The 20632-nt window shown below is 46.2% G+C and carries 19 protein-coding genes; 8 read left to right on the top strand and 11 right to left on the bottom strand.

Going from position 1 to position 20632, the window contains the following annotated elements; genetic code table 11:
* Positions 1–56: 56 nt before the first annotated feature.
* Positions 57–1166, bottom strand: coding sequence for a suppressor of fused domain protein (locus tag BMZ72_RS26255; protein WP_089812667.1), 1110 nt, complete (start codon positions 1164–1166; stop codon positions 57–59).
* 223 nt (positions 1167–1389) lie between these two features.
* Here BMZ72_RS26255 and BMZ72_RS26260 point away from each other — a divergent pair, with 223 nt between their 5' ends.
* Positions 1390–2790, top strand: a complete 1401-nt coding sequence (locus tag BMZ72_RS26260) for a DEAD/DEAH box helicase (RefSeq protein ID WP_255373295.1) — start codon at positions 1390–1392, stop codon at positions 2788–2790.
* 169 nt (positions 2791–2959) lie between these two features.
* Here the strand turns inward: BMZ72_RS26260 and BMZ72_RS26265 are convergent, their stop codons facing one another.
* Together BMZ72_RS26265 and BMZ72_RS26270 are read right to left on the bottom strand one after the other, a co-directional pair.
* Complete coding sequence (locus BMZ72_RS26265) at positions 2960–3670, bottom strand: RloB family protein (RefSeq protein WP_089812669.1); 711 nt, start codon at positions 3668–3670, stop codon at positions 2960–2962.
* Entirely contained in the window at positions 3648–4961 is a 1314-nt protein-coding gene (locus BMZ72_RS26270; RefSeq protein ID WP_089812670.1) for an AAA family ATPase, read from the bottom strand. The genes BMZ72_RS26265 and BMZ72_RS26270 overlap by 23 nt, the downstream gene beginning before the upstream one ends.
* A 120-nt stretch (positions 4962–5081) precedes the next feature.
* On the opposite strand from BMZ72_RS26270, the gene BMZ72_RS26275 reads away from it, so the two are divergent.
* The 3 genes from BMZ72_RS26275 to BMZ72_RS26285 all read left to right on the top strand — a co-directional run bounded on the left by BMZ72_RS26275 (position 5082) and on the right by BMZ72_RS26285 (position 7634).
* Complete coding sequence (locus tag BMZ72_RS26275) at positions 5082–5699, top strand: TetR/AcrR family transcriptional regulator (protein ID WP_255373296.1); 618 nt, start codon at positions 5082–5084, stop codon at positions 5697–5699.
* A gap of 71 nt (positions 5700–5770) precedes the next feature.
* Positions 5771–7042: an MFS transporter gene (locus BMZ72_RS26280; RefSeq protein WP_089812672.1), complete on the top strand. Its 1272-nt coding sequence runs from the start codon at positions 5771–5773 to the stop codon at positions 7040–7042.
* 28 nt (positions 7043–7070) lie between these two features.
* A complete protein-coding gene (locus BMZ72_RS26285) occupies positions 7071–7634 on the top strand; it encodes a cysteine hydrolase family protein (RefSeq protein WP_089812673.1) in 564 nt (187 codons plus the stop codon).
* A gap of 5 nt (positions 7635–7639) precedes the next feature.
* On the opposite strand, the gene BMZ72_RS26290 is transcribed toward BMZ72_RS26285, so the two are convergent.
* A complete protein-coding gene (locus tag BMZ72_RS26290) occupies positions 7640–8371 on the bottom strand; it encodes a DUF481 domain-containing protein (RefSeq protein ID WP_089812674.1) in 732 nt (243 codons plus the stop codon).
* A 21-nt stretch (positions 8372–8392) separates the two neighbouring features.
* Entirely contained in the window at positions 8393–9403 is a 1011-nt protein-coding gene (locus BMZ72_RS26295; RefSeq protein ID WP_089812675.1) for an App1 family protein, read from the bottom strand.
* A 38-nt stretch (positions 9404–9441) separates the two neighbouring features.
* Between BMZ72_RS26295 and BMZ72_RS26300 the strand changes: the two genes are divergently transcribed.
* On the top strand, positions 9442–10368 hold the full coding sequence (locus BMZ72_RS26300; protein ID WP_255373297.1) for a diacylglycerol/lipid kinase family protein: 927 nt from the start codon (positions 9442–9444) through the stop codon (positions 10366–10368).
* A gap of 154 nt (positions 10369–10522) precedes the next feature.
* Complete coding sequence (locus BMZ72_RS26305; protein ID WP_089812676.1) at positions 10523–12973, top strand: alpha/beta hydrolase; 2451 nt, start codon at positions 10523–10525, stop codon at positions 12971–12973.
* 163 nt (positions 12974–13136) lie between these two features.
* On the opposite strand, the gene BMZ72_RS26310 is transcribed toward BMZ72_RS26305, so the two are convergent.
* Both BMZ72_RS26310 and BMZ72_RS26315 read right to left on the bottom strand, forming a co-directional pair.
* Positions 13137–13961 (bottom strand): hypothetical protein, encoded by an 825-nt coding sequence (locus tag BMZ72_RS26310; RefSeq protein ID WP_089812677.1) that lies wholly within the window; start codon positions 13959–13961, stop codon positions 13137–13139.
* 22 nt (positions 13962–13983) lie between these two features.
* Complete coding sequence (locus BMZ72_RS26315; protein ID WP_089812680.1) at positions 13984–14796, bottom strand: alpha/beta fold hydrolase; 813 nt, start codon at positions 14794–14796, stop codon at positions 13984–13986.
* A gap of 238 nt (positions 14797–15034) precedes the next feature.
* On the opposite strand from BMZ72_RS26315, the gene BMZ72_RS26320 reads away from it, so the two are divergent.
* The gene (locus BMZ72_RS26320; RefSeq protein WP_089812682.1) at positions 15035–15739 is read left to right on the top strand and encodes a DUF4397 domain-containing protein; all 705 of its coding nucleotides are present in this window, start codon (positions 15035–15037) and stop codon (positions 15737–15739) included.
* A gap of 83 nt (positions 15740–15822) precedes the next feature.
* Here BMZ72_RS26320 and BMZ72_RS26325 read toward each other — a convergent pair whose 3' ends face one another.
* From BMZ72_RS26325 to BMZ72_RS26340, 4 genes are all read right to left on the bottom strand, one after another.
* The gene (locus BMZ72_RS26325; protein ID WP_089812684.1) at positions 15823–16590 is read right to left on the bottom strand and encodes a hypothetical protein; all 768 of its coding nucleotides are present in this window, start codon (positions 16588–16590) and stop codon (positions 15823–15825) included.
* A gap of 355 nt (positions 16591–16945) precedes the next feature.
* Complete coding sequence (locus BMZ72_RS26330) at positions 16946–17722, bottom strand: LytR/AlgR family response regulator transcription factor (protein WP_089812686.1); 777 nt, start codon at positions 17720–17722, stop codon at positions 16946–16948.
* A gap of 1 nt (position 17723) precedes the next feature.
* Complete coding sequence (locus tag BMZ72_RS26335; RefSeq protein ID WP_177222938.1) at positions 17724–18737, bottom strand: sensor histidine kinase; 1014 nt, start codon at positions 18735–18737, stop codon at positions 17724–17726.
* Between the two features lie 158 nt (positions 18738–18895).
* Positions 18896–19663: a 3-keto-disaccharide hydrolase gene (locus BMZ72_RS26340; protein ID WP_089812690.1), complete on the bottom strand. Its 768-nt coding sequence runs from the start codon at positions 19661–19663 to the stop codon at positions 18896–18898.
* A 332-nt stretch (positions 19664–19995) separates the two neighbouring features.
* Here BMZ72_RS26340 and BMZ72_RS26345 point away from each other — a divergent pair, with 332 nt between their 5' ends.
* Positions 19996–20625 (top strand): hypothetical protein, encoded by a 630-nt coding sequence (locus tag BMZ72_RS26345; protein WP_089812692.1) that lies wholly within the window; start codon positions 19996–19998, stop codon positions 20623–20625.
* Positions 20626–20632 lie beyond the last annotated feature (7 nt).

Below are 20632 nucleotides of genomic sequence, written 5' to 3' on the forward strand. Positions count from 1 at the left end.
ACGTTCCTTCCGCTAAACGGAAGGAACACAAGCCCGCTGGTAGTCATATATAAAGTTTAAACGATCGCTTCTCTCTTTGTCACAATATGCGTGACATCGTCCTGTATCATTTTCTCCAGCAACTCATATCCGCCATTTGCTTTCTCATGTGCAAATTGTCTTTCAGACAGCGTGACAGGGCTTAGCCAGAACAGGTTCACCTTATCGCCATACATCTCCGGCAATGCAATGCTTTCACCATTATACAGTGCTGCGGACAATACAATACTTTCAAAAGGAGCCGGCAGTTTGCTGGAAGCAATGGTATGTCCTTCTCCCAGCCAGCTGATATGTCTCCATGGAATATCCGCCATGCTGGACAGGCCTTCCGCCATCTTCATGATCTCCTCTTCGGTAAAATCATCTTTGCTGACAGCCATCGCCAGTTCCATTCTTCTGTAAGCAGCGGCATTCTCATTGTACAGGTAAGAAACCCATGGCATAGGACGAATGCTGATACCCATAGACAGGAAGTAAACGATGTTATCTTTTTCAAACTTACCCAATGCCATTGGCGGCCATTGGTTATTATCGATCGCAAAGTATTGCTTTATCTCTCCGAAATGTGACTCGTAAGTAGAAATAAACTGCTGCTGAATCACCGGCCATTGCGGCGCTTCTGTATCATCCCATGATTCACGGAAACTTACTGCCTCTGCTACACGCGCATGCTGTTCGTTCCTGCCCTGTTCTCCTAATGGGAATACAATGGCATTGTCATCCGCATCTATACAATCTGCCGCGTATGCCGCAGGTTCATCCGAATAAAGGCTCCATCCGGGAATAACGCCCAGCGTTTTACCATCGTACAATACAGCGGCGCCGTCTTCTTCCGGCATCCACACGATGGATATTAATTCCGCTTTTAAAGGTTCTTTCCCTTCCGGATGATTGCTAAAACGTGCTTCCAGCATAGGCGCATCTCCATTGGCCATGGCTGCACTGTCACGTTTAGCAGGTCCCGGTTGAATATTGCGCAGCCAGCAGGCGCGCATCCGGTATTTTTTGCTCTGCAATTCTGCAGGATACAGGTAAAAATAAGCTGTCCGTTCGTCCTGCTCTACCACCGCATACATCGTATAGCGGCTGTTCGCCTGTTCTATCAATACTGTTGGTCCGTTGCTCATAATAACGCAAGATAGTTACTTATAAGTAAAACATCCCACCGCATATCATTTATTTAGTATACCTTTGCATCACTTTTATTCTCTTCCTCACCTGCTTTTGCAGTTAGCTTCAAAACAATGTGCAGGCTTGCGAGTAAGGCGGGTAATGTGTCAGCATCATGCACAAAAAGGACTTGTTCCAGCTGACAGCCTTACCACTATTGATCATAAAAAATTAAAGACTTTGTCATTTGAACAGTTAGGGCTCATCGAGCCGCTGCTTAAGGCCCTGGAGAACGAGGGTTATACCGCTCCCACGCCCATTCAGCAGCAAGCCATCCCCCATGTACTTGATAAGAGGGATTTACTGGGTTGTGCCCAGACCGGTACCGGTAAAACAGCTGCGTTTGCCATTCCCCTGCTCCAATTAATGTATGAGGATCAACAGGCCCAGCAACGCAAAGGCCTTCGAAATATCAAAGCGCTTATCCTCACCCCCACCCGTGAACTGGCCATCCAGATCCAGGAAAGCTTTACCGCCTACGGTAAATTCCTCGACCTGAAAAGCCTGGTGATCTTTGGTGGTGTATCACAACATCCGCAGACAGAAGCGCTGAAAAGAGGCGTTGATATCCTGATCGCAACACCCGGCCGTCTGCTGGATCTGATCAGTCAGAACTATATCACCCTCAGAGATATTAAATACTTTGTACTGGATGAAGCCGACAGAATGCTGGACATGGGTTTCGTACACGACGTACAACGCGTGATCGTAAAACTGCCTGAACAGCGTCAGTCCCTCTTCTTCTCTGCTACCATGCCTCCGGAAATACAGACACTCGCGAAAGCGATTCTCCGTAACAATCCGGCAAAAGTGGAAGTAACACCGGTATCCTCTACTGCCGAGACGATCACACAGTCCATGTACTTTGTCAGTAAAAATGATAAACGTAACCTGCTGCTGCACATCCTCAAGGATAAAGCCATCAGAACATTGCTGGTATTTACCCGTACCAAACACGGTGCAGACAGAGTGGTGAAAGACCTGCACAAAGCAGAGATCACCGCAGAAGCGATCCACGGTAACAAATCACAGAACGCCCGTCAGCGTGCACTGAGTAACTTCAAATCACAGCAGACCCGCGTACTCGTGGCGACCGACATCGCCGCAAGAGGTATCGATATCGACGAACTGACACACGTAGTGAACTACGAACTGCCAAACGTACCTGAAACATACGTACACCGTATCGGTCGTACCGGCCGCGCAGGTGCTGATGGTATCGCGATCTCTTTCTGCGAACCGGAAGAAAAAGCCTTCCTGAAAGATATCCTGAAACTGATCGCCCGTGAGATCCCTGTAGTGACCGAACATCCGTTCCACAACGGTGACAGCATGGCATTGCCTGCACCAAAACCTGCTCCGCAGCAGAAACCAAGACAACAACATCCAAGAGATAAGAAAGGTGGTTTCTCCAGAAACAGACAAGGTGTGGTACAGTCAAGAGATGCAAGACCAGGTTCCGGTTCCGGGAAGCCTAACAGTGGTAAACCGAATGGTGGCAAACCACAGGGCGGTAAACCGAAGGAGGGTAATGGAAACGGTGCAAGGAGAGAGAGACCGCAGGGGATGAAGAATTATTAATAAGGACTCAGAATTTCACTGACATAAATAACAAGGGGTGCTTCATGATTGAAGTACCCCTTGTTATTTATATTGCTATAAATGAAAAAAGGGTTTCAAACAGCTGTCTGAAAACCCTTTATAAAAAGTTAGTATTCTGCACACCGCAAATAATCAGCTATCAACAGCATCAATCCAGTAATTTGTTGAGTTCTTCTACCAGCAGATACACCGTCGTACAGGAACTATGGTTTGAATAATCAGTTCTTGGTTTAAATGAATCATGCAACTCCTTAGCTCTTCGGATTGCCAGACTTTGAGCAGCCGATTTGGTTCCTCCCAGCCTTTCATACATTTCTTTACAGAACTGAGCTTTTTTGGCCTCTTTGGTAAAACTTTTTAATTGCCATTCTTTTTTAAGAATAGGATATAGTTGCTCCCTCGTTTGTTGTCCTTCAATCTTCTGATAGTGGAGTACAAACCACAACTCAAATGCATCGTTAGACCAGGCGACATTTATTCCATTTGCTTCCGCTTTTGTAATTGAACTATTAAAATCCTGCGGTTGCGTTGCTGCCTCATCTGGTTTTATATCGAAGTCGTATACACACCAGACCTCTCTGCCCTGGTTCTCTTCTTTTTTCATTTGCGCTATAGCGTAATCCACGAGAGAATTTTTAGAATGGCGTCCACCTTCTATTTTCACCAGCTTAGAAGGTACCGGAAAGGATTTAAAGTAAGAGGGCTCTGTATTCTCCCCTTCGCAGATGATCAGAAAAGATTTTATGGGTTCTTCTGTCTCTTCATCATATGGATCGCCTGACAACATAGATATTGTCGTACGCATTGATTCCAGATAAGTTGCATTCGCCCTGTCTTTACTCGGCTTCTTTGGATCCATGGGCAGACAGATTTTGAATAATCGCTAGATCCATATCATCAAGGTAAGGAGTCGCACCATAATTTCCCTGTAGATATTCCTTTTCGTAAGAGGCGTCCTTTCTTACGCCTTTATATTCAATCAGCGTACGCAATTTACTAATCCCATGACGGTCCTTCGTGACTAAGCCAATCTGATCTCTTCTTAATTCCGCCCTGCGGAGCAAACCGGTATCATGCGTAATAAAAATTAACTGTGCATTATGAGGATTCGTTGTTGGCGAATGAAAAAGCTCTACAATTTTTAAGGTAAGATTTGGATGAAACCGGGCATCAAATTCATCAAATATTATTGTCAACCCCTTGTTCAGAGATTCAAGCAAAAGTACTGCAATACCAAAAAATCTACTTGTTCCCTGTGATGCCCAGAGCGCGAATGGCGTTGCCACTCTACCTGTCAATGTGCCGTTATCATCAAATACAGAATGGATCGAAAATAGCTCCTTTGATTTCTCGTTTGCTATTGAATTGATCGCAGATGTTGCAGAAGATTTGGGCCGATCCCGTAATTCAAAATCTACAATCCCAGGGTCGATTGAATTGAGCAATTTCTTAAATGAATCTCTTTCTCCATCTGTCGCCTTCTCTAAATAACGCATTGCCACCTTCATTACTCCTTCGTCATCAATACCGTCTATCGTAAAAATGCTTTTTATAGCATTCCGTATGTCTACTGCAAGCTTTACATTGTTAAGCGCAGCACCCGTTAAAAAAAGTGCATCAGGTCGAAAGACCTCTCCTTCAGCACTCATTGCCTGGTCTATATATAGCTCTGCACCTTTAAAAAGGGTTTTGTCTATAGATAATCCTCCTTCCCGTGTGAAGTACTTTTCTTCTCTATTTACATCTGAACTCCCATAGAGCCATTCGTTAGAAACAATAGCGTCTTTTATTTCAAAACCATATCGAAATATCTTCTCGTTCAACAGGAAGATATACTGAAACGAAACTGGATCATCTGCTTGTGCACTTAATAGAAAGCGTTGATTCCAGATAAAATGGCTGATTCCTTCAAACGCAACAGAATCTTCTACCATTTCCACAAAACTGGCAAATGCACGGGAAATATTAGATTTCCCACTCGCATTACCGCCATAAATGGCCTTAGACTTCAAAAGCCTAAAATCATCTGACGTAAATACGTTACCCTCCAACATCCCGTTGTCATTCGGACGTAAAGGTGCTGCGCGCATTGTCAGTTTCTGCAAATCCTTAAAGGAGCGGAAATTTTTGACCTGAAATTCAATAAACATGCTCCAAAAATAACGTATTTGTGATTTTTTCACAAATTATTATACCATGGAAAAGATATCGAAACCTCACTTTTCGACATTTTTTCTTTTTTTGTCGAAAATACCCTTACCTTTGTTCTCATGCCAGCGAACACCGCACAGAAAGACGATATCATCCAGCAGCAGATCCTGCAGGCCGCTCAACAGCTATTTCAAAAACATGGTTATCAGAAGGTAAGCATGGACGACGTAGCCAAAGCGATCGGCAAGGGAAGAAGTTCGTTGTACTACTACTACAAAAACAAAGATGAGGTCTTTGATGCCGTGATCACCGCCGAAATAAACGAGATCTTCACAGAGATCAACCGTATGGTAGGACAGGCAACAACGGTCGAAGAACAACTGCGCGCTTTCGGCATTACCAAAACGAAAATAAGCCGCAAACGAAAAGCCTTCTTCGATGCCCTGGAGACCGGCATGAACGCTGACGAGATATCTCAGTACGTGCAAAAGAAACAGGTCATTCAAAAGAGGATCAGAAAAGAAGAAGCCATCTTACTACATCATATCCTGGATCAGGGTGTTCAGAACGGTGAAATCGCCACACTGGACCCGAAGACACAGGAGACGATCATTTATGTGTTTATGAGCAGTCTCCGCGGACTAAAACGCGAGATGTACCTGGAAAACAGTTACGCCCGCATGGAACCCGCTATTGATATGCTCGTAAGCATGACCATGCTGACTATTAAAGACTAATATTTTTTTGCCTCCTTTTCGACATTTTATCAAATTATGTCGAAACGTACAGAAAGGAACAGACAGTATATATGACGACAGAAGCTGAAAGATCCAATGCCTTCAGGGCATTCCGTAATAGAAACTATGCATTGTTCTTCGCCGGACAATCCACCTCACAGATCGGCACCTGGATGCAACGCACCGCCGTCAGCTGGGTGATCTATTCCATCACACACTCCGCATCCATGCTCGGACTGGCCGTGTTCGCACAACAGTTCCCTTCTTTCCTGTTTTCCTTACTGGGAGGAATTGCATCCGACCGCTACGACCGCCGTAAAATATTGCTGCTCACACAGACCGCTTCGCTGATACAGTCCGTTTTACTGGCCATACTCACCTTCACCAATCATTATATGATCTGGGAAATCATGGCGCTGAGCGTCATCCTGGGCATTGTAAATGCTTTTGATACCCCCGCCAGACAACCCATGGTACACGACCTGGTCAGCAATAAAGAAGATATCACCAACGCCCTGGCCCTGAACTCTGCCATGGTAAATATCGCCCGCCTTGTCGGTCCAGCCCTCTCAGGCATTGTATTACAGTCATTCGGCGCACATACCTGTTTTATGCTGAATGCAGTAAGTTTCCTGGCAGTACTGGCATCCCTGTTATTATTAAAACTACCGCCTTTCATACCACCGGTTACCCAAAAGAAGGTGGCGACCGAACTATCTGAAGGATTTCAATATTTGCGGCAAACACCGCGTATCGGCGCCATCATCCTGCTGATGATGTGTATGGCAATGTTCGTATTTCCCTACGACACCCTCACACCTGTGTTTGCAAAAACAATCTTTAATGGTGATGCGCGTACTTTTGGGTATATCGCCAGTGCTGTGGGATTGGGCGCCGTAACCGGCAGCTTCTTTCTTGCCTCTCTGAAAAAGAGCGCTGATCTTACCAACATTCTTTTAATCAGTATCGGTGTATTAGGCGCCGGCTTAATGGGATTCTCCCAATGTACGTCCTTTTTAACAGCACTTCCTTTCGCCGTGATCATCGGTATCGCCTCACTTACACCTGCCACCGTCAGCATCACCATTATACAGATTGAAGCTGCCGCCAATATGAGAGGCCGTGTCATGAGTTATGTGGCCATGGCATACTTCGGCATGCTGCCTTTAGGCAGTTTATTAGCCGGTGCGGCCTCACAACAGATCTCTGCACCCTGGACGATGCTCCTGCAGGGAGCTATTTCTATCATCATCATGCTGATATTCTCCCGCTATCTCAAACGGGAACGAATGAATAAAAAGGAGATCGTGGAAGCTGAACATATTGTAACCGATAAAGTATAAAACGAAGACTAAACACAAAACGAATCAAATGAGGAACAACACAAACAACACTGCCTTACTCGTAATGGACATGCAGAATGCTATGTTATCCACCTTCCCGGAAGGTGCTGCTGTAACCGCCAAAGTGGCCAAAGCAATCACCAACGCCCGCAGCAAGGGAATACCGGTGATCTTTGTAGTCGTGGGTTTCAGACAGGGCGCACCTGAGATCAGCCCCAATAACAAAGTATTCATGGAAAACAAAGCACGGTTTGCTGGTATCAACTTTACCGATTTCACCGCCATCCACCCCGATCTCGCACCACAGGAGCATGAACCGGTAGTCGTAAAACGTCGTTTCAGCGCTTTCACCGGTAGTGACCTGGAAGTATTGCTGAGAGGCTTACGCATCGAACATATCGTACTGACAGGTATCGTTACCAGCGGCGTTGTCCTGTCTACCCTGAGAGAAGCAGCCGACAAAGACTATCGCATCACCGTATTATCCGACGGCTGTGCAGATCGTGAAGCAGACGTACATGAGTTTTTATTGACCAGGATCTTCCCGCGTCAGGCCGAAGTAATCACGATCGATGAATGGAATAATGCCTGATCGCGTCAGAAATACTTCTCGACCGTCAGACCGTAATTGAATAACAGGTTCTCTCTCCCCGTCCGGTTGAGCTTATTGTACGTCAGCGTAGCAGTAATGCTCAGCCATTTATTCAGTAGAATAGACAGATTGGAGGTGGACTTGATATTGAAATCCCGTCCCAGCGACAGCGAGTTTTGCAGAAAATGAGCGCCGTCAATGACCACGATATCATGGATCACAAACTTGTACAACAAGCGGAAAGAGTTACGGAACGTGTGATAAACATCGGGGATGGTGTCTTCCAGAAAGAGGTTGCTGGTTTCGAACAGGAGTCCGTCGCTCAACGACAGATACGCCTTTTTTGAATCCAGGAGATTATAGGCAATACCGGCGCCTCCCTGGAAACGGTCATTGATCTTCAGAGAATAACTTTTATCATAGGTGGCCAGTCCCCAGTAATAGATCTGACGAACGGACCGGAACAAACTAAAGTCAAGCGCGGATGCAAAGTCATTATTGGTCAGCGTACCATCCTGCTGGCCATAGATCCATCCGCCACTACCATTCAGCGAGATTTTCTTTTTACTGACACCCACTTTGAAATTGTTGTTGAGCAGATACGCCCTGCCATCCTGCGTAGTGTTAATAGAGCCCATGGAAGCGAATTTGCCGTAATAGTGTACGGAATCGCTGAATTGTGCAGAAGCTGTGGTGAAAGTGGTCAATATCAGCAAAAGAGCGAAAACATACTTCATAAATCAATACATTCTTTTAAATCACGTAATCAGTCCTATCTTTTTTGAATGAGCAATAGCTTCACTGCTATGTTTAAAATAACAACAGGGAATACCTCTGCTCATGATCACATCGGCCACTTCCTCTGTGGCCGCATAACGGCTGTTACGCACATGGCGCAGATATACAGCGAGGATCTGGGAAGGAAAGTGTTTAGTGATCGCCTCGTAAATGTTCGGATCTTCCTGTGTATCATCCCCCAGCAGAATAAAACGCATATGCGGATAATGCTTAAGGATACGGCTGATCCTTGTGAACTTCGTAGCATGCTTCTGCTGTCCGCTTTTTAGCAGCAACAGTAAAGGTTTCAGCTGACTTAACAGAAATACCCCTTCCGGCAGACCATGCATCCGGCAGAATTCACGGATATAATTATACAGGTTCCACTCACTACTGGACACATAGAAAAACGGACGTGGCAATCTGCCTTTATTATCAGCGTCACTTAATAGGCGATAATGATTCACGACTCCTTCAAACGGCTTACGTGTACGCGCATTACGTGTAAATAATACATGCAGTCTTTTGAACAGCGATGCAGAATGCGATACGAGAAATGTATCGTCAATATCTGAAATACATCCGAACTGACTACGATGTGGAATTATCACTACACCTAACGCACGTGTTACCGGACTTTGCTCCACATCCGTGATCGAAACCTCCACTGTATGATCACCCGCTTCAGGCATGACATCCGGTTTCCATTGCAAATGAAAAAAACCATCCTTCTCCGTAACGGCGCGTATGGCCTTTCCATCCCATATAAGCTCCACTGTCGCGCCGTTCCTGGGCTTTACCATAAATAAACGGATCAATGCGAAGGTATTCACGAGGAAAAAGCGGCTGTAATGCGTACGTGGTAAAGGGCCACGATCCAGTACATGACCAAATATTTCCATTTGTTCCGCGCCGCCCACACCATGATAAACTTTGATGTGTGTCCGCGCTTCCAAACCCAGCCAATGTAGAATTTTATTCCATACAGACATTCAGGCGCTTATTTTGCAATGAACAGAAAGTATAATTTATGAGTAAGCACATGGCGCAAACAACACCTATGCGGCTCAGGCTCCTTTTTGTGATCAATCCTGTTTCAGGCGGCAAAAAGAAGGCCGATCCTGAAACATTCATCAAAAATTATTTCCGCGAACGCACGGAAGACGTCCACTTTTTTATGCTGGACGGGCCACAGGAGTCACTTACAGCGATTATAAAAAAAATAACGCCCGATAGGGTGATAGCGGTCGGCGGAGACGGCACCGTAAAAATGGTTGCAGAAGAACTGCTGGGAAAAGACATTCCACTGGGCATTCTGCCAACTGGTTCTGCGAATGGAATGGCGACGGAACTGTGCGTGCCGGCCGACTGGGAACAGGTACTACACCTGATCTGTAATGAAACGCCAGCAGTAGAGAGAAATATAGACCTGATCAGGATCAATAAAAAAGATGTGTGTATACACCTGAGTGACGTCGGACTAAACGCCTTGCTGGTGAAGAATTTCGAACAGCGTGGCATCCGCGGGAAACTCGGATATGCCCTCTCCTCCTTTAAAACGCTATGGCAGAATAAACGCCTTGCCGTACGTATCGAAAACAAAGACCTGCAATTAACCCGCCAGGCACATATGATCGTACTGGCCAATGCACGTATGTACGGTACCGGTGCCTGTATTAATCCGGATGGTGATCTGACGGATGGTTTATTCGAAGTCGTTATCCTGCGAAGACTATCCATCCCCGAACTTCTGAAAATGCTGTTCCGGCACCGCCCGTTTGATCCCGCAAAGACAGAGATCCTGAAAGCCAGTCAGGTGACCATCCATACCCGTAAAAGAGCGCATTTCCAGATAGACGGAGAATACAGAGGTAAGATCAACGAAGTGACCGCCTCCATCCTGCCCAAAGCCCTTAGAGTGATCGTACCCGCTCCGCCGGATACGGAGAACAGCTAAGATCATATCAGCTATTAAGGGGAAACTATCAGCTGAAATACAATATTGACGCAGCTCTCCGGATACGTATACCGTTCTTCCCAGTTACTATCCATCCGTCACTATATTGCCGGCAATTGTATTCTGCTTTCTATTTTGTATACAAATAATTTATATGCGGAAGATACTACTGCTCCTGGCAATTCTCCTGTCAGGATATGGCGTTATTGCTCAACAGACTTACGAGTTTAAAGATGGATTGATCAGCGGCCCCTGCCACCAGTACGGCAGAACAGCCCTGTTCACAGATCAGCTGGCCTATGAACTTTGCAACGGACAACTGAAAACACCCGCGAAAGGTGCTGCTTCCTTTCCGGACGAAAAAGGCGCGGCCCAGCAATGGGAGACTATTACAGCCGGCACCGACGGCTCCTTTGCCGGTCGTAGCATCAACAATGGATACCTCTATGTTTCTTACAACGCGCCCAAAGCGCAAACGGCTATCCTGAACATTTCCGGTCACCAGATGGTGTACGTCAACGGTACCCCGCACGCCGGAGATATGTACCGTTATGGCTGGATGTACATCCCGGTACAACTGCGTCAGGGAAACAACGAATTCTACATCCGTACAGGCCGTAGCTGGGGTCGTGCAGGCATCAAAGCCAAACTGCTCTTCCCGGAAAAACCGGTATATATCAGCATCGCTGATTCCACCATGCCTTTCGTGGTAGCTGGTAATAATAACAGCGATCTTTTAGGTGCTGTGGTAGTAGTAAATACATCTGCACAACCATTAAAAGGACTGTCAGTTAACGCGACCGTAAACGGTAAAACCGTGACCACTGCCATTCCGGAAGTAGCAGCCCTGAGCACCCGTAAGGTGGGATTCAGATTTGACGCTTCTGCAACAGCAGCTGATGGCAGCTATAACTGTACATTGACCCTCAGCGGCAAACAGGTAGCCGATACGAAGACCTTTGCACTGAAAGCAGTGACCAATAAAGATCACTACAGCAATACATTCGTCAGCGATATCGATGGCAGCGTACAATATTATGCCGTATCGCCACAGGCTGATCCGAATGGAAAAGCGCCTGCGTTCTTCCTGTCCGTACACGGTGCAGAAGTACAGGCGATCAACCAGGCCAGCGCATATAAATACAAAGACTGGGGAGTGCTGGTAGCACCAACCAACCGTCGTCCGCGTGGTTTCAACTGGGAAGACTGGGGACGTCTGGATGCACTGGAAGTGTTGAATATCGGTCTGAATACCTTCCATCCCGATCCTGAAAGGATCTACCTGACCGGTCACTCCATGGGTGGACACGGTACCTGGTACCTGGGCGCTACCTACGCCGGTAAATGGGCGGCGATCGCTCCCTGCTCCGGTTACCCAACCCTGATGGGCTATGGTTCCGCTGATGGGCTGATACCAGACTCTCCGCGTAACAGTACCGAACAGATCCTGCTGAGAGCCAGTAACCCAAGCAACACCTTTAAACTGGCAACCAACTATAAAGCCGGTGGTGTTTACATCCTGCATGGCGACAGCGATAAAGTAGTTTCTGTTGACTACGCAAGACAAATGAAAAAGATCCTGGCTGACTTCCACAAAGATTTCAGCTACTACGAATATCCAGGCGGCGAACATTGGTATGGTGATACCTGCGTAGACTGGGGTCCTTTATTCCAGTACTTCAAATGGCACACCATCCCGGCTGATACCAGCGTAAATGAGATCGACTTCACTACCGCCAATCCTGCTATATCAGCCGTACACCACTGGATACGCATCCTGCAGCAGCAACATACATTGGAATACAGCCGTATACAGCTCAGCAGAAACCATGCACGCAATGCAGTAACTGGTACCACCAGCAACATCCATACACTGGCGATCGACCTGAAAGACGTACCGGTGGGCAATGCACTCAGCATTACCCTGGATGGTAGTCCGGCGATCAGCTATACCCGTCAGAACGGCGACAGTCTGCTGTACCTTCAGCATGACGCACAATGGGCAATCGGTAAGGCTCCACTGGCTACTGATAAAGGCGCTGTACGTAACGGTACCTTCAAAGAAGCCTTCAATCACCGTATGGTATTTGTATATAGCACCGCTGGTCAGCCAGCTGAAAATGAATGGTCGCTCAACAAAGCCCGTTACGATGCAGAGACCTGGTACTACAGGGGTAATGGCGCGGTTGATATCATAGCAGATAAAGACTTCAATGCGGCCAATTATCCTGATCGCGGTATCATCATCTACGGTAACGCTACCACCAATAAGGCATGGAAACAACTCCTGTCACAGGCACCTGTACAGGTAGCCCGTGGTAAAGTAACCGTTGGTAAACAGGAATACAGTGGTGAAGGATTCGCGGCTTATTTCATGTGGCCGAGAGCAGATAGCAAAACGGCTTCTGTTGCAGTAGTTGCAGGTACCGGATTAGCCGGTATGCGCGCTGCTGATGCCAACCAGTACTTTGCTGGTGGCAGCGGCTTCCCTGACTATATGATCTTTGATGTGGAATTGCTGAAAGGTAATACACAGGCAGTGAAGACGGCAGGCTTCTATGATAATGCGTGGAAGATGGACGAAGCGGAACAGATTAAGAATTAGGAATTAATGTGTCCCTGCTTTCACAATCAGGGCACATATCAATAACCTGATAAAAAGAAAAGGGATGCTTCAATATCAGAAGCATCCCTTTTCTTTTATTGCCAATAATTATTGTCTTGCTCATCAATATCATCCTACACCAATCTCCGCTGCATTTCAATTCTTAATTCCTAATTATCTTCCACAACTTCCCTTTCCCGTTCACTGGCAGACAACTCGCCTCCAGCGTCCCGTCCGCCATCTTCCAGATCATATTCTCTACCCGGCTGACCGGCGATGCAAATGCCTGCATGGCCTGTCCTGCGATCTCACTTTTATTCAGCGCCTGTTGTATCAACGTTGCCATTGCACCAGACAGGACCGCAGGCGCATACTCTCCCGGATGCTCCAGTTGCAGCAACTGCGCAGCTGCGATATTGACCCAGCCGGAATTACCGTCTCCGCCAATAAAGACAAGCGCTTCTGATAAAGTGTTGAGAATAGAGGTATAGCGGGTAATAACCTTGTCTGACGTATGTTCGATCTGTGTCTGACGGCAGATCTCCTCTATCCGGGTGCGGATGATATCCATAAATTCCCGGAAGGCAGGGTCACAAGCCTGAATATCGCTCCATCCCAGCACAATTAAGGCGTTTATTTCGCCTGCACGAACTGGTATGATCACCGCAGAAGAAAGTGCCTGAAAAAGGTCTTCAAATGCGTTTTTCTCGGGTATCTGTGTCCAGTAGACAGGACGGTGCCCTGTTTTTTCCAGCAACTGATGCATAGGCCCCGGGTTGAAAATAAGGTCGTCAAGATAAGCAGGCGTAGCGCCTTTCACCCTGGCCGTATAACTATCTTCAAAATCCAGCTGCAGGGACATATAAGCCCCGGCCAGCTCACGCAATAACGAGATACCGAAAGATAAAAAGGTACGGATGTCTCTCCGTCTGTCCCACTCACTTGTCTGACTGATGAAAGTCAATGCTTTTCGTTCCCAGCTTGCCACTATGTGCGATGTTTGGTTGTAGTCATATAAAATTACGGATAGCGCTGATCACTTCCTGTGGCGCCACCACATGGGGAAAATGTCCTGTTGCGTCTACATTTACTTTCTTACTGCCGGGTATATGTTGTGCCAGATAATCACCTACCACCAGGGGTACTGCTACGTCGTCAGCGGTCTGTATGACCAGGGAAGGCACCTTACACTTCCTGAGATCTTCACGGTGATCCATTTCGAAGATAGCCTTTGCTACTGACAATGCAATGTCCGGGCGGATCTCTGATAAGGATGCGGCAAATGCCTCTGCCAGGTGAGGCCGGTCGGCATTTCTCATGACAAGTGCAGAGAACCCGCTTGCCCATGCGTAATAATTTGTACTCATTGCATTGTACAAACCATTGAGTGCTTCCATGTCAAATCCGCCGGTATAGCCACTTGCAGGATCATTCAAATATCGCGGACTACTCCCCAGCAGGATCAGTTTGTCAAAATATTCAGGGGATTTGATCGCAGTCAGGAGTCCTATCATCCCATTCGCAGAATGTCCTACGTAGATAATATGGGAGAGCTGCAATGATTTAATGATATCCGAAAGATCAGTCACATACCCCTGCATATTGCTATAACGAACAGGATTAAAAGCGTCGATATCAGCTTTACCTCCACCTACATTATCAAACAGCACGATCTTATAGTCCTGTTCAAAAGCCTTTACCAGCGGACCGAATGCTGTCTGATCAGAACCAAAGCCATGGCCGAAGATGATCGTTTGCGCCGCGTCCTGTTTACCGCATACGTGTATATTATTTTTCTGTGTTAAACTTGCTGTGATGCTCATACGATATGGAATATTAGAAACGGGGATACGTTACTGTTCAGCTAAAATAAGCAATTTATGTGGTTAAACAGACTTACATGATCTGAGGAAGAAAAGCATGCACGACAGTACAAGATGTGTAAAATTGCCACTAAACGGCGGACTATACAAGTAAAACAGCACAGCTGGATTTTCAATGGCACAGTTTATGTCTTTATATGAGTAAAATCATTTTTCATTTTTTAAAAGCTCCAAAATTATGACATCGCTGAATCATGCCAGCAAGGGTCTGTTAACCATGTTAGCCCTCACAGGATTATTTACTTTTTCATCATGCAGTAAAGACGATGATGATTCCACTGTTGACCCGGACGCAACTGTCAAAATTGTAAACGTTTTACCTGACGCAGGATCTGTAGATGTATACAACGGATCAAGCAAGATCACAGCTTCTGCTGTCGGCTATGGCGAATCTACCGGTTATCTGAATGTAAAGGATGGCGACGCAACTTTTGATTTTAAATCTACCGCTACCGGCAACACGGTGTTGTCTGCGCCTGTTAAATTTAAAGGCGGCAGTTATTCTTTGTTTGCTACCGGTGAAACCGATGGCAATGCGACTGTTGGTATCCTGGCAGAAGACAATCTGGGCGCACCTGCCAGTGGCAAAGCGAAGATCCGTTTCGTACACGCAGGTAGCGATGCCCCTCCGGTAAACTTCCTGGTGAATGACAGTCTGCTGTTCACCGGCACAGGCTACAAAACAGCGACTGAATTCAAAGAAATGGCAGCAGGAACCTACACACTGAAACTTAATAATGCAAGCAGCGGAGAAACTGCCATCAGCCGCACAGGTATTGTATTGGAAGCAGGTAAGATCTATACGGTGGTTGCTCAGGGTTTATTAACCCCGACACCGGTACTGGAACAACCATTTGCATTGAATGTATTGGGCAATAACTAGTACGTCGGATCATACACGCCTACATAAAAAAAACCGGTTGCTATGGCAACCGGGTTTTTCCCTTTTTATATCTTTTAAGATAATTACCACTGCAGCTCGAAAGTACCACCGCCGTTTACAACGTAAGAACCTTTTCTTCCGCCTTTGAAAGTGATAATACCCTGATAGCTGAATGCATTACCCTTGCTGTCTTTACCTGTGATCTTTACAGCAGCGCTACCGGAAACGATTTCCTTGGTTGTTTTACTCACTTTGATGTTAGTTGACTCGTAGTGAATTTCGCTGGAGTAAGAAGGAATTTCAGCAGCTTTAGATGTCAGTTCGCCTGTAGCATCATATTTCTGGCTGATCTCCCAGTTTGCACTGTTTGCGCCCAGACCTCTCAGTGTATATACAGAAGAGAATTTGCTGGATGTAGCAAATTTTTCCATTGCCAGTGCAACACGACCAGAATAGTCAAAATTGAACTGAGAAGGAATATCCTGCTGACAAGTCAGACCATATGTCCAGTACAGTGCATAGTCAAAACTGAAGTTCTGACCATCGCCTGCCAGTTTAAGAGAATCTTTTTCAGATTTACCACAAAAATCGCTCAGTTTACCACCTGATGCTTTTCTTGCTTCGAGATTAGATACAGCCAGTGTTGCAGAAGAGATCTGATCGGTCAGACCACCCTGTGCAGTCACAGACTGAGTTACCATTACAGCCGCATTTTCGCTGGTTACGCCCGGAGTGTTTTTGTCATCATCCTTTTTAGAACAGGAAGTTACGCCAACAGCAATACCGGCAGCTACCAACAGGAACAACAGTGTAGATTTCCCCTTTGCGAAAGAGAGATTTTGTCTTTTCATAGATTGCGACATTTTGGAATTTAATGTTGATGTTATAGTGATTAATGCTTCTTTCTACATTCACAACTAAGCTTAGTACAGTCTCGTTTACCTCACAAATCTATAATAATATAATCTTAAATCATAATATAAACGAAGATTTTACAATTCTATTGTTGCCATGACAATTGTGATAAAACTTTATCCTGATAATCAACTTAAAAGAAAGAAGCGTGATAAAAAAACATTCCCTTTTTTTTATCCCCTGAAACAGTCAATTCATAATTCATTTAGAATTACAAACTAAAAGATCAGGCGTTCTGCATTTGCAGAAAAACTGCTGACACTCCTGATGAAATGCCTCTTAATTCTCCCGTCAGATATTCATCCAGTTCTTAAACTCCCCTCCCCTTGCTTTACTGATCAGAATCTGCTCCCTTGCCGGAGGATTCACCTTCAGTAACAAGCGTCCGTTAAAGTAAAAATCCACTTCCTGTATAGCAGAACGTTGTACAATAAACTGCCGGTTTGCACGAAAAAAGATCGCCGGATCCAGCTGTTGTTGCAACTGCTCAAGCGTAAAATCAATAATGAACTCCTTCTTATCCGTCGTCCCTGCATATACCAGTTCATTGGCGGTGTAAAACCACGCAATACTACTGGCGGCCAATGGCAGTAATTTATCACGGCTATGCACGAGAAAGGATTGCTTATAGGCTGCTGGCCTTTCTCTCATACCGGCCGCCATCTTCAGCAGGGCTTCATATCCCGTAGTATCCGTAAGTGGCTGACGTAAGCGTTTGAACTTCGCGATCGCATTCTTCAGATCATCTTCATCCACCGGCTTCAGAATATAATCGATCCCATTGGCTTTAAACGCCTGCAAGGCATAATCATCATATGCAGTAATAAAGATCACTGGTAAAGTGACATCCAGTTTTGTGAAAATATCAAAAGAAAGTCCGTCTCCCAGGCGGATATCCATCAGCAACAGGTCACATTGTTGCATGTGCTGTTGCAACCACTCCACAGCTTCTCCCACACCACTCAGTATAGCCAGTATCTCACTGTCGGGCGCTACATCCTGTATCATATAACGCAGGTTGCGGGCAGTAGCTGGTTCGTCTTCTATGATCGCGACACGTAAGGACATATTATTTCAATGGTAGTTTTACAATAAAATCCGTGGTTGTTTTGCTGATGTTGATCTCTTTCTCCAGCAATATCCTGTAACGGTCATTCAGATTCGATAACCCGATGCCTGTGCCGGGCGGATAAAATGATAGTGGTTGCAGATTATTCCGGACAAGCAGATAAGTACTATTCCCGTTCTTTTCTGCTGTAATACTGACCAGCAATGGACTCGCCACTGTCACTACATTGTGTTTCAGCGCATTTTCCATCAGGGGTTGCAGCGACATATGTGGTAACTTATCCGTCAGCAAAGCATCAGGGAGATCGATGATCAGTTCAAAGCCTGCTTCATGCCGCATTTTCAACAGGGCCGCATAAGCGCGTACCGCTTCCAGTTCCTCTTTCAGCGACACCAGGTGATCATCTTCGCGCTGTAGTGAATAACGGAATACTTTGGATAGCTGATTGATGTAATATTGTGCCTTTGCCGGGTCTTCCCTGACCACGCCCGAAAGACTGCTCAGCGCATTAAAAAAGAAATGCGGTTGTAACTGTCCTTTCAGCAGTTCGAGTTCTGTTTTGAGATGCGCATTACGCAGACGCACATTTTCCAGTTCACTGGACCTCGCCTTACGAAGGATATTTACGATCTTCAGTTCAATACCCGCCAATAAGAGTATCAGCATAAATTTAATACCAATACCATTCCCAGGCAGCAATCCCTGTCCGAAGAAACGTCGTTGTATACCAATACAAATGGTGGTGAAGCAAAAAAATAACAGCAGCAGCAATAAAACGGTGCGGCCTTCCCGACCCCATTTCCATTTACGGAATGGCCCCTGAAAATGATGTTCCGCAAGCAGGAATACCAGCAGACAAAACAGGAAACTGACGCCTGTCTGAAACAGCCATTCCCCGGTATTGAAATGCATGTATCTCGCCATGACACTGTCCTCCTTCAGGGCAAGCAGACGGGCAATATTCAGTGCAATAGCAATAAACAGGGAACTATAGATGTATAACATTCTTCCCATTGGCTCATTCATAGCTGCAAATGAACAGCAACCGGGCTAAATGTATAAAAAAATAAGGGGGAAGCTGTAAAAGAGAGGGGTGAAATAAAAAATCGCTTCCGCCGGCTGGCGAAAGCGATTTACTGCTGTAATACGTGATTGCGGCCGTCTGTAACAGACTATAATTCTCTGATCCAGATGTTTCTGAAGCTCAGCGGCTCACTCTTATCGCCATGGGACTGCAATTTGATCGGGCAGGCGCCATGTGCTTTGTCATAAGAAGCTTTACCAATGTATTTGGTTGGTCCGAGCAGTTCGGTATTGTTCTGTACGAGTACACCGTTAAAGATGACGGTTACACGGGCAGGTGACTGCAAAGAACCATCGCTGTTGAAACGGGGAGCCGTCCAGATGATGTCATAAGTCTGCCACTCGCCTGGTTTACGGTTAGGATTCACCAGCGGAGCCGTTTGCTTATAGATACTACCTGCCTGACCGTTTACATATGTCTTGTTGTTGAAGTTGTCGAGGATCTGTAATTCATAACCATCGTCACCAGGACCTGTAGATGCCAGGAACAGACCGCTGTTACCCCTGCCCTGTCCGGTACCGGTTATATTTTTAGGCACGCGCCATTCAACATGCAACTGATAGTTAGTGAAAGACCTTTTTGTCTGGATATTACCAGTCGTTTTATCTACGGTGAAGATGCCACCTGCTACTTTCCACTTCGCCGGCTGATCTGCATTACCCACAGACACCCACTGGTCCAGGCTTTTGCCATCGAATAGGATGATCGCATCTGATGGCGCATCGGTAGTTGTTTTACCGGGTGTAACAACTGCTGGAACCGGTTCCCATTTCTCTGTGTCTTCAGGCTTCGCCTGCGCAAATAACGTGGCTGAGAGCACAACAGCTGCTGCCGTTGTTAACGTTTTCTTGTACATGATCTCTTTAATTTAATTCCCTAAATTAAAAATAGATATCACAAATAACAATCCAGTCATCATTTTTAAGTCTTTTTTCAGGAAGACTGGCCCTTCTACCCTGTATATCGGCCATCCATATATCAATATATTTGTATATAATTCCATAAGTCGTTATCTTGGGGTCGCAGTTAATAGTATGTTAGAGAATTATTGTTCTTGTTGACCACCCCGGGGACAAGTCGGCAGCGGGAGGACTGCCTCCTCCGTACTTACATTATCCCAGGACTATTACCGGTTTTCAGCAATGGCTAACACCAGGGCGGGCAGACCTGCGCCAACACATTAAGACCATGACACTAAGTGAATTCATATCATCACTCATCAACAAGGGAGAAGTAAGGGTTGCTCATGTGCTGCAGGATTTTGAAGAAGAAGAGATCCGTCTGGCACGGATACACCTGCAACAGTACTATACCGACGATATCAACGACATGCCCGGACAGGCGCCCCCGTATGAGGAAAAAGCGGCCCTCTGGGCAGCCGGGTATCTGTACAGGACCATCCAGTTCCTGTTACTGCGACACCTGGAAGCGGCTGAATTAGAGCATTACCTGCCTCCGTATGACGGCGAACATACGCCTGCGGCTATCTATTCCGCAGATCTTTGTCTGCGCTACCTCCCGGATATCTTTCTGCTCGCAAAAGGTATCTCCCCGGAAGACCCGCTGGTAAAAACACTCGTCGTACTGGCTGCACAATGGCGCCTGTCTGCTGCCGCAATCCCGGAAATCCCTGCTGAAGGATTGCCGGCTGTACTGGACCATCCCTCGCTGAAACGCACTTACACCGACCGGATTATCCTGGCAAAAGACGATGAGAAATGCCGCCATCCGGAATGCCTGCCACTGGTGATAGAAGCACTGGGCATGCACACCGCACAGTTCTGGCCACAATTTAAAATTGATCTTACCGCTTCATAACAACAAC

The sequence above is a fragment of the Chitinophaga sp. YR627 genome, from assembly GCF_900114995.1.
In the GTDB taxonomy this organism is placed as follows: Bacteria; Bacteroidota; Bacteroidia; order Chitinophagales; family Chitinophagaceae; genus Chitinophaga.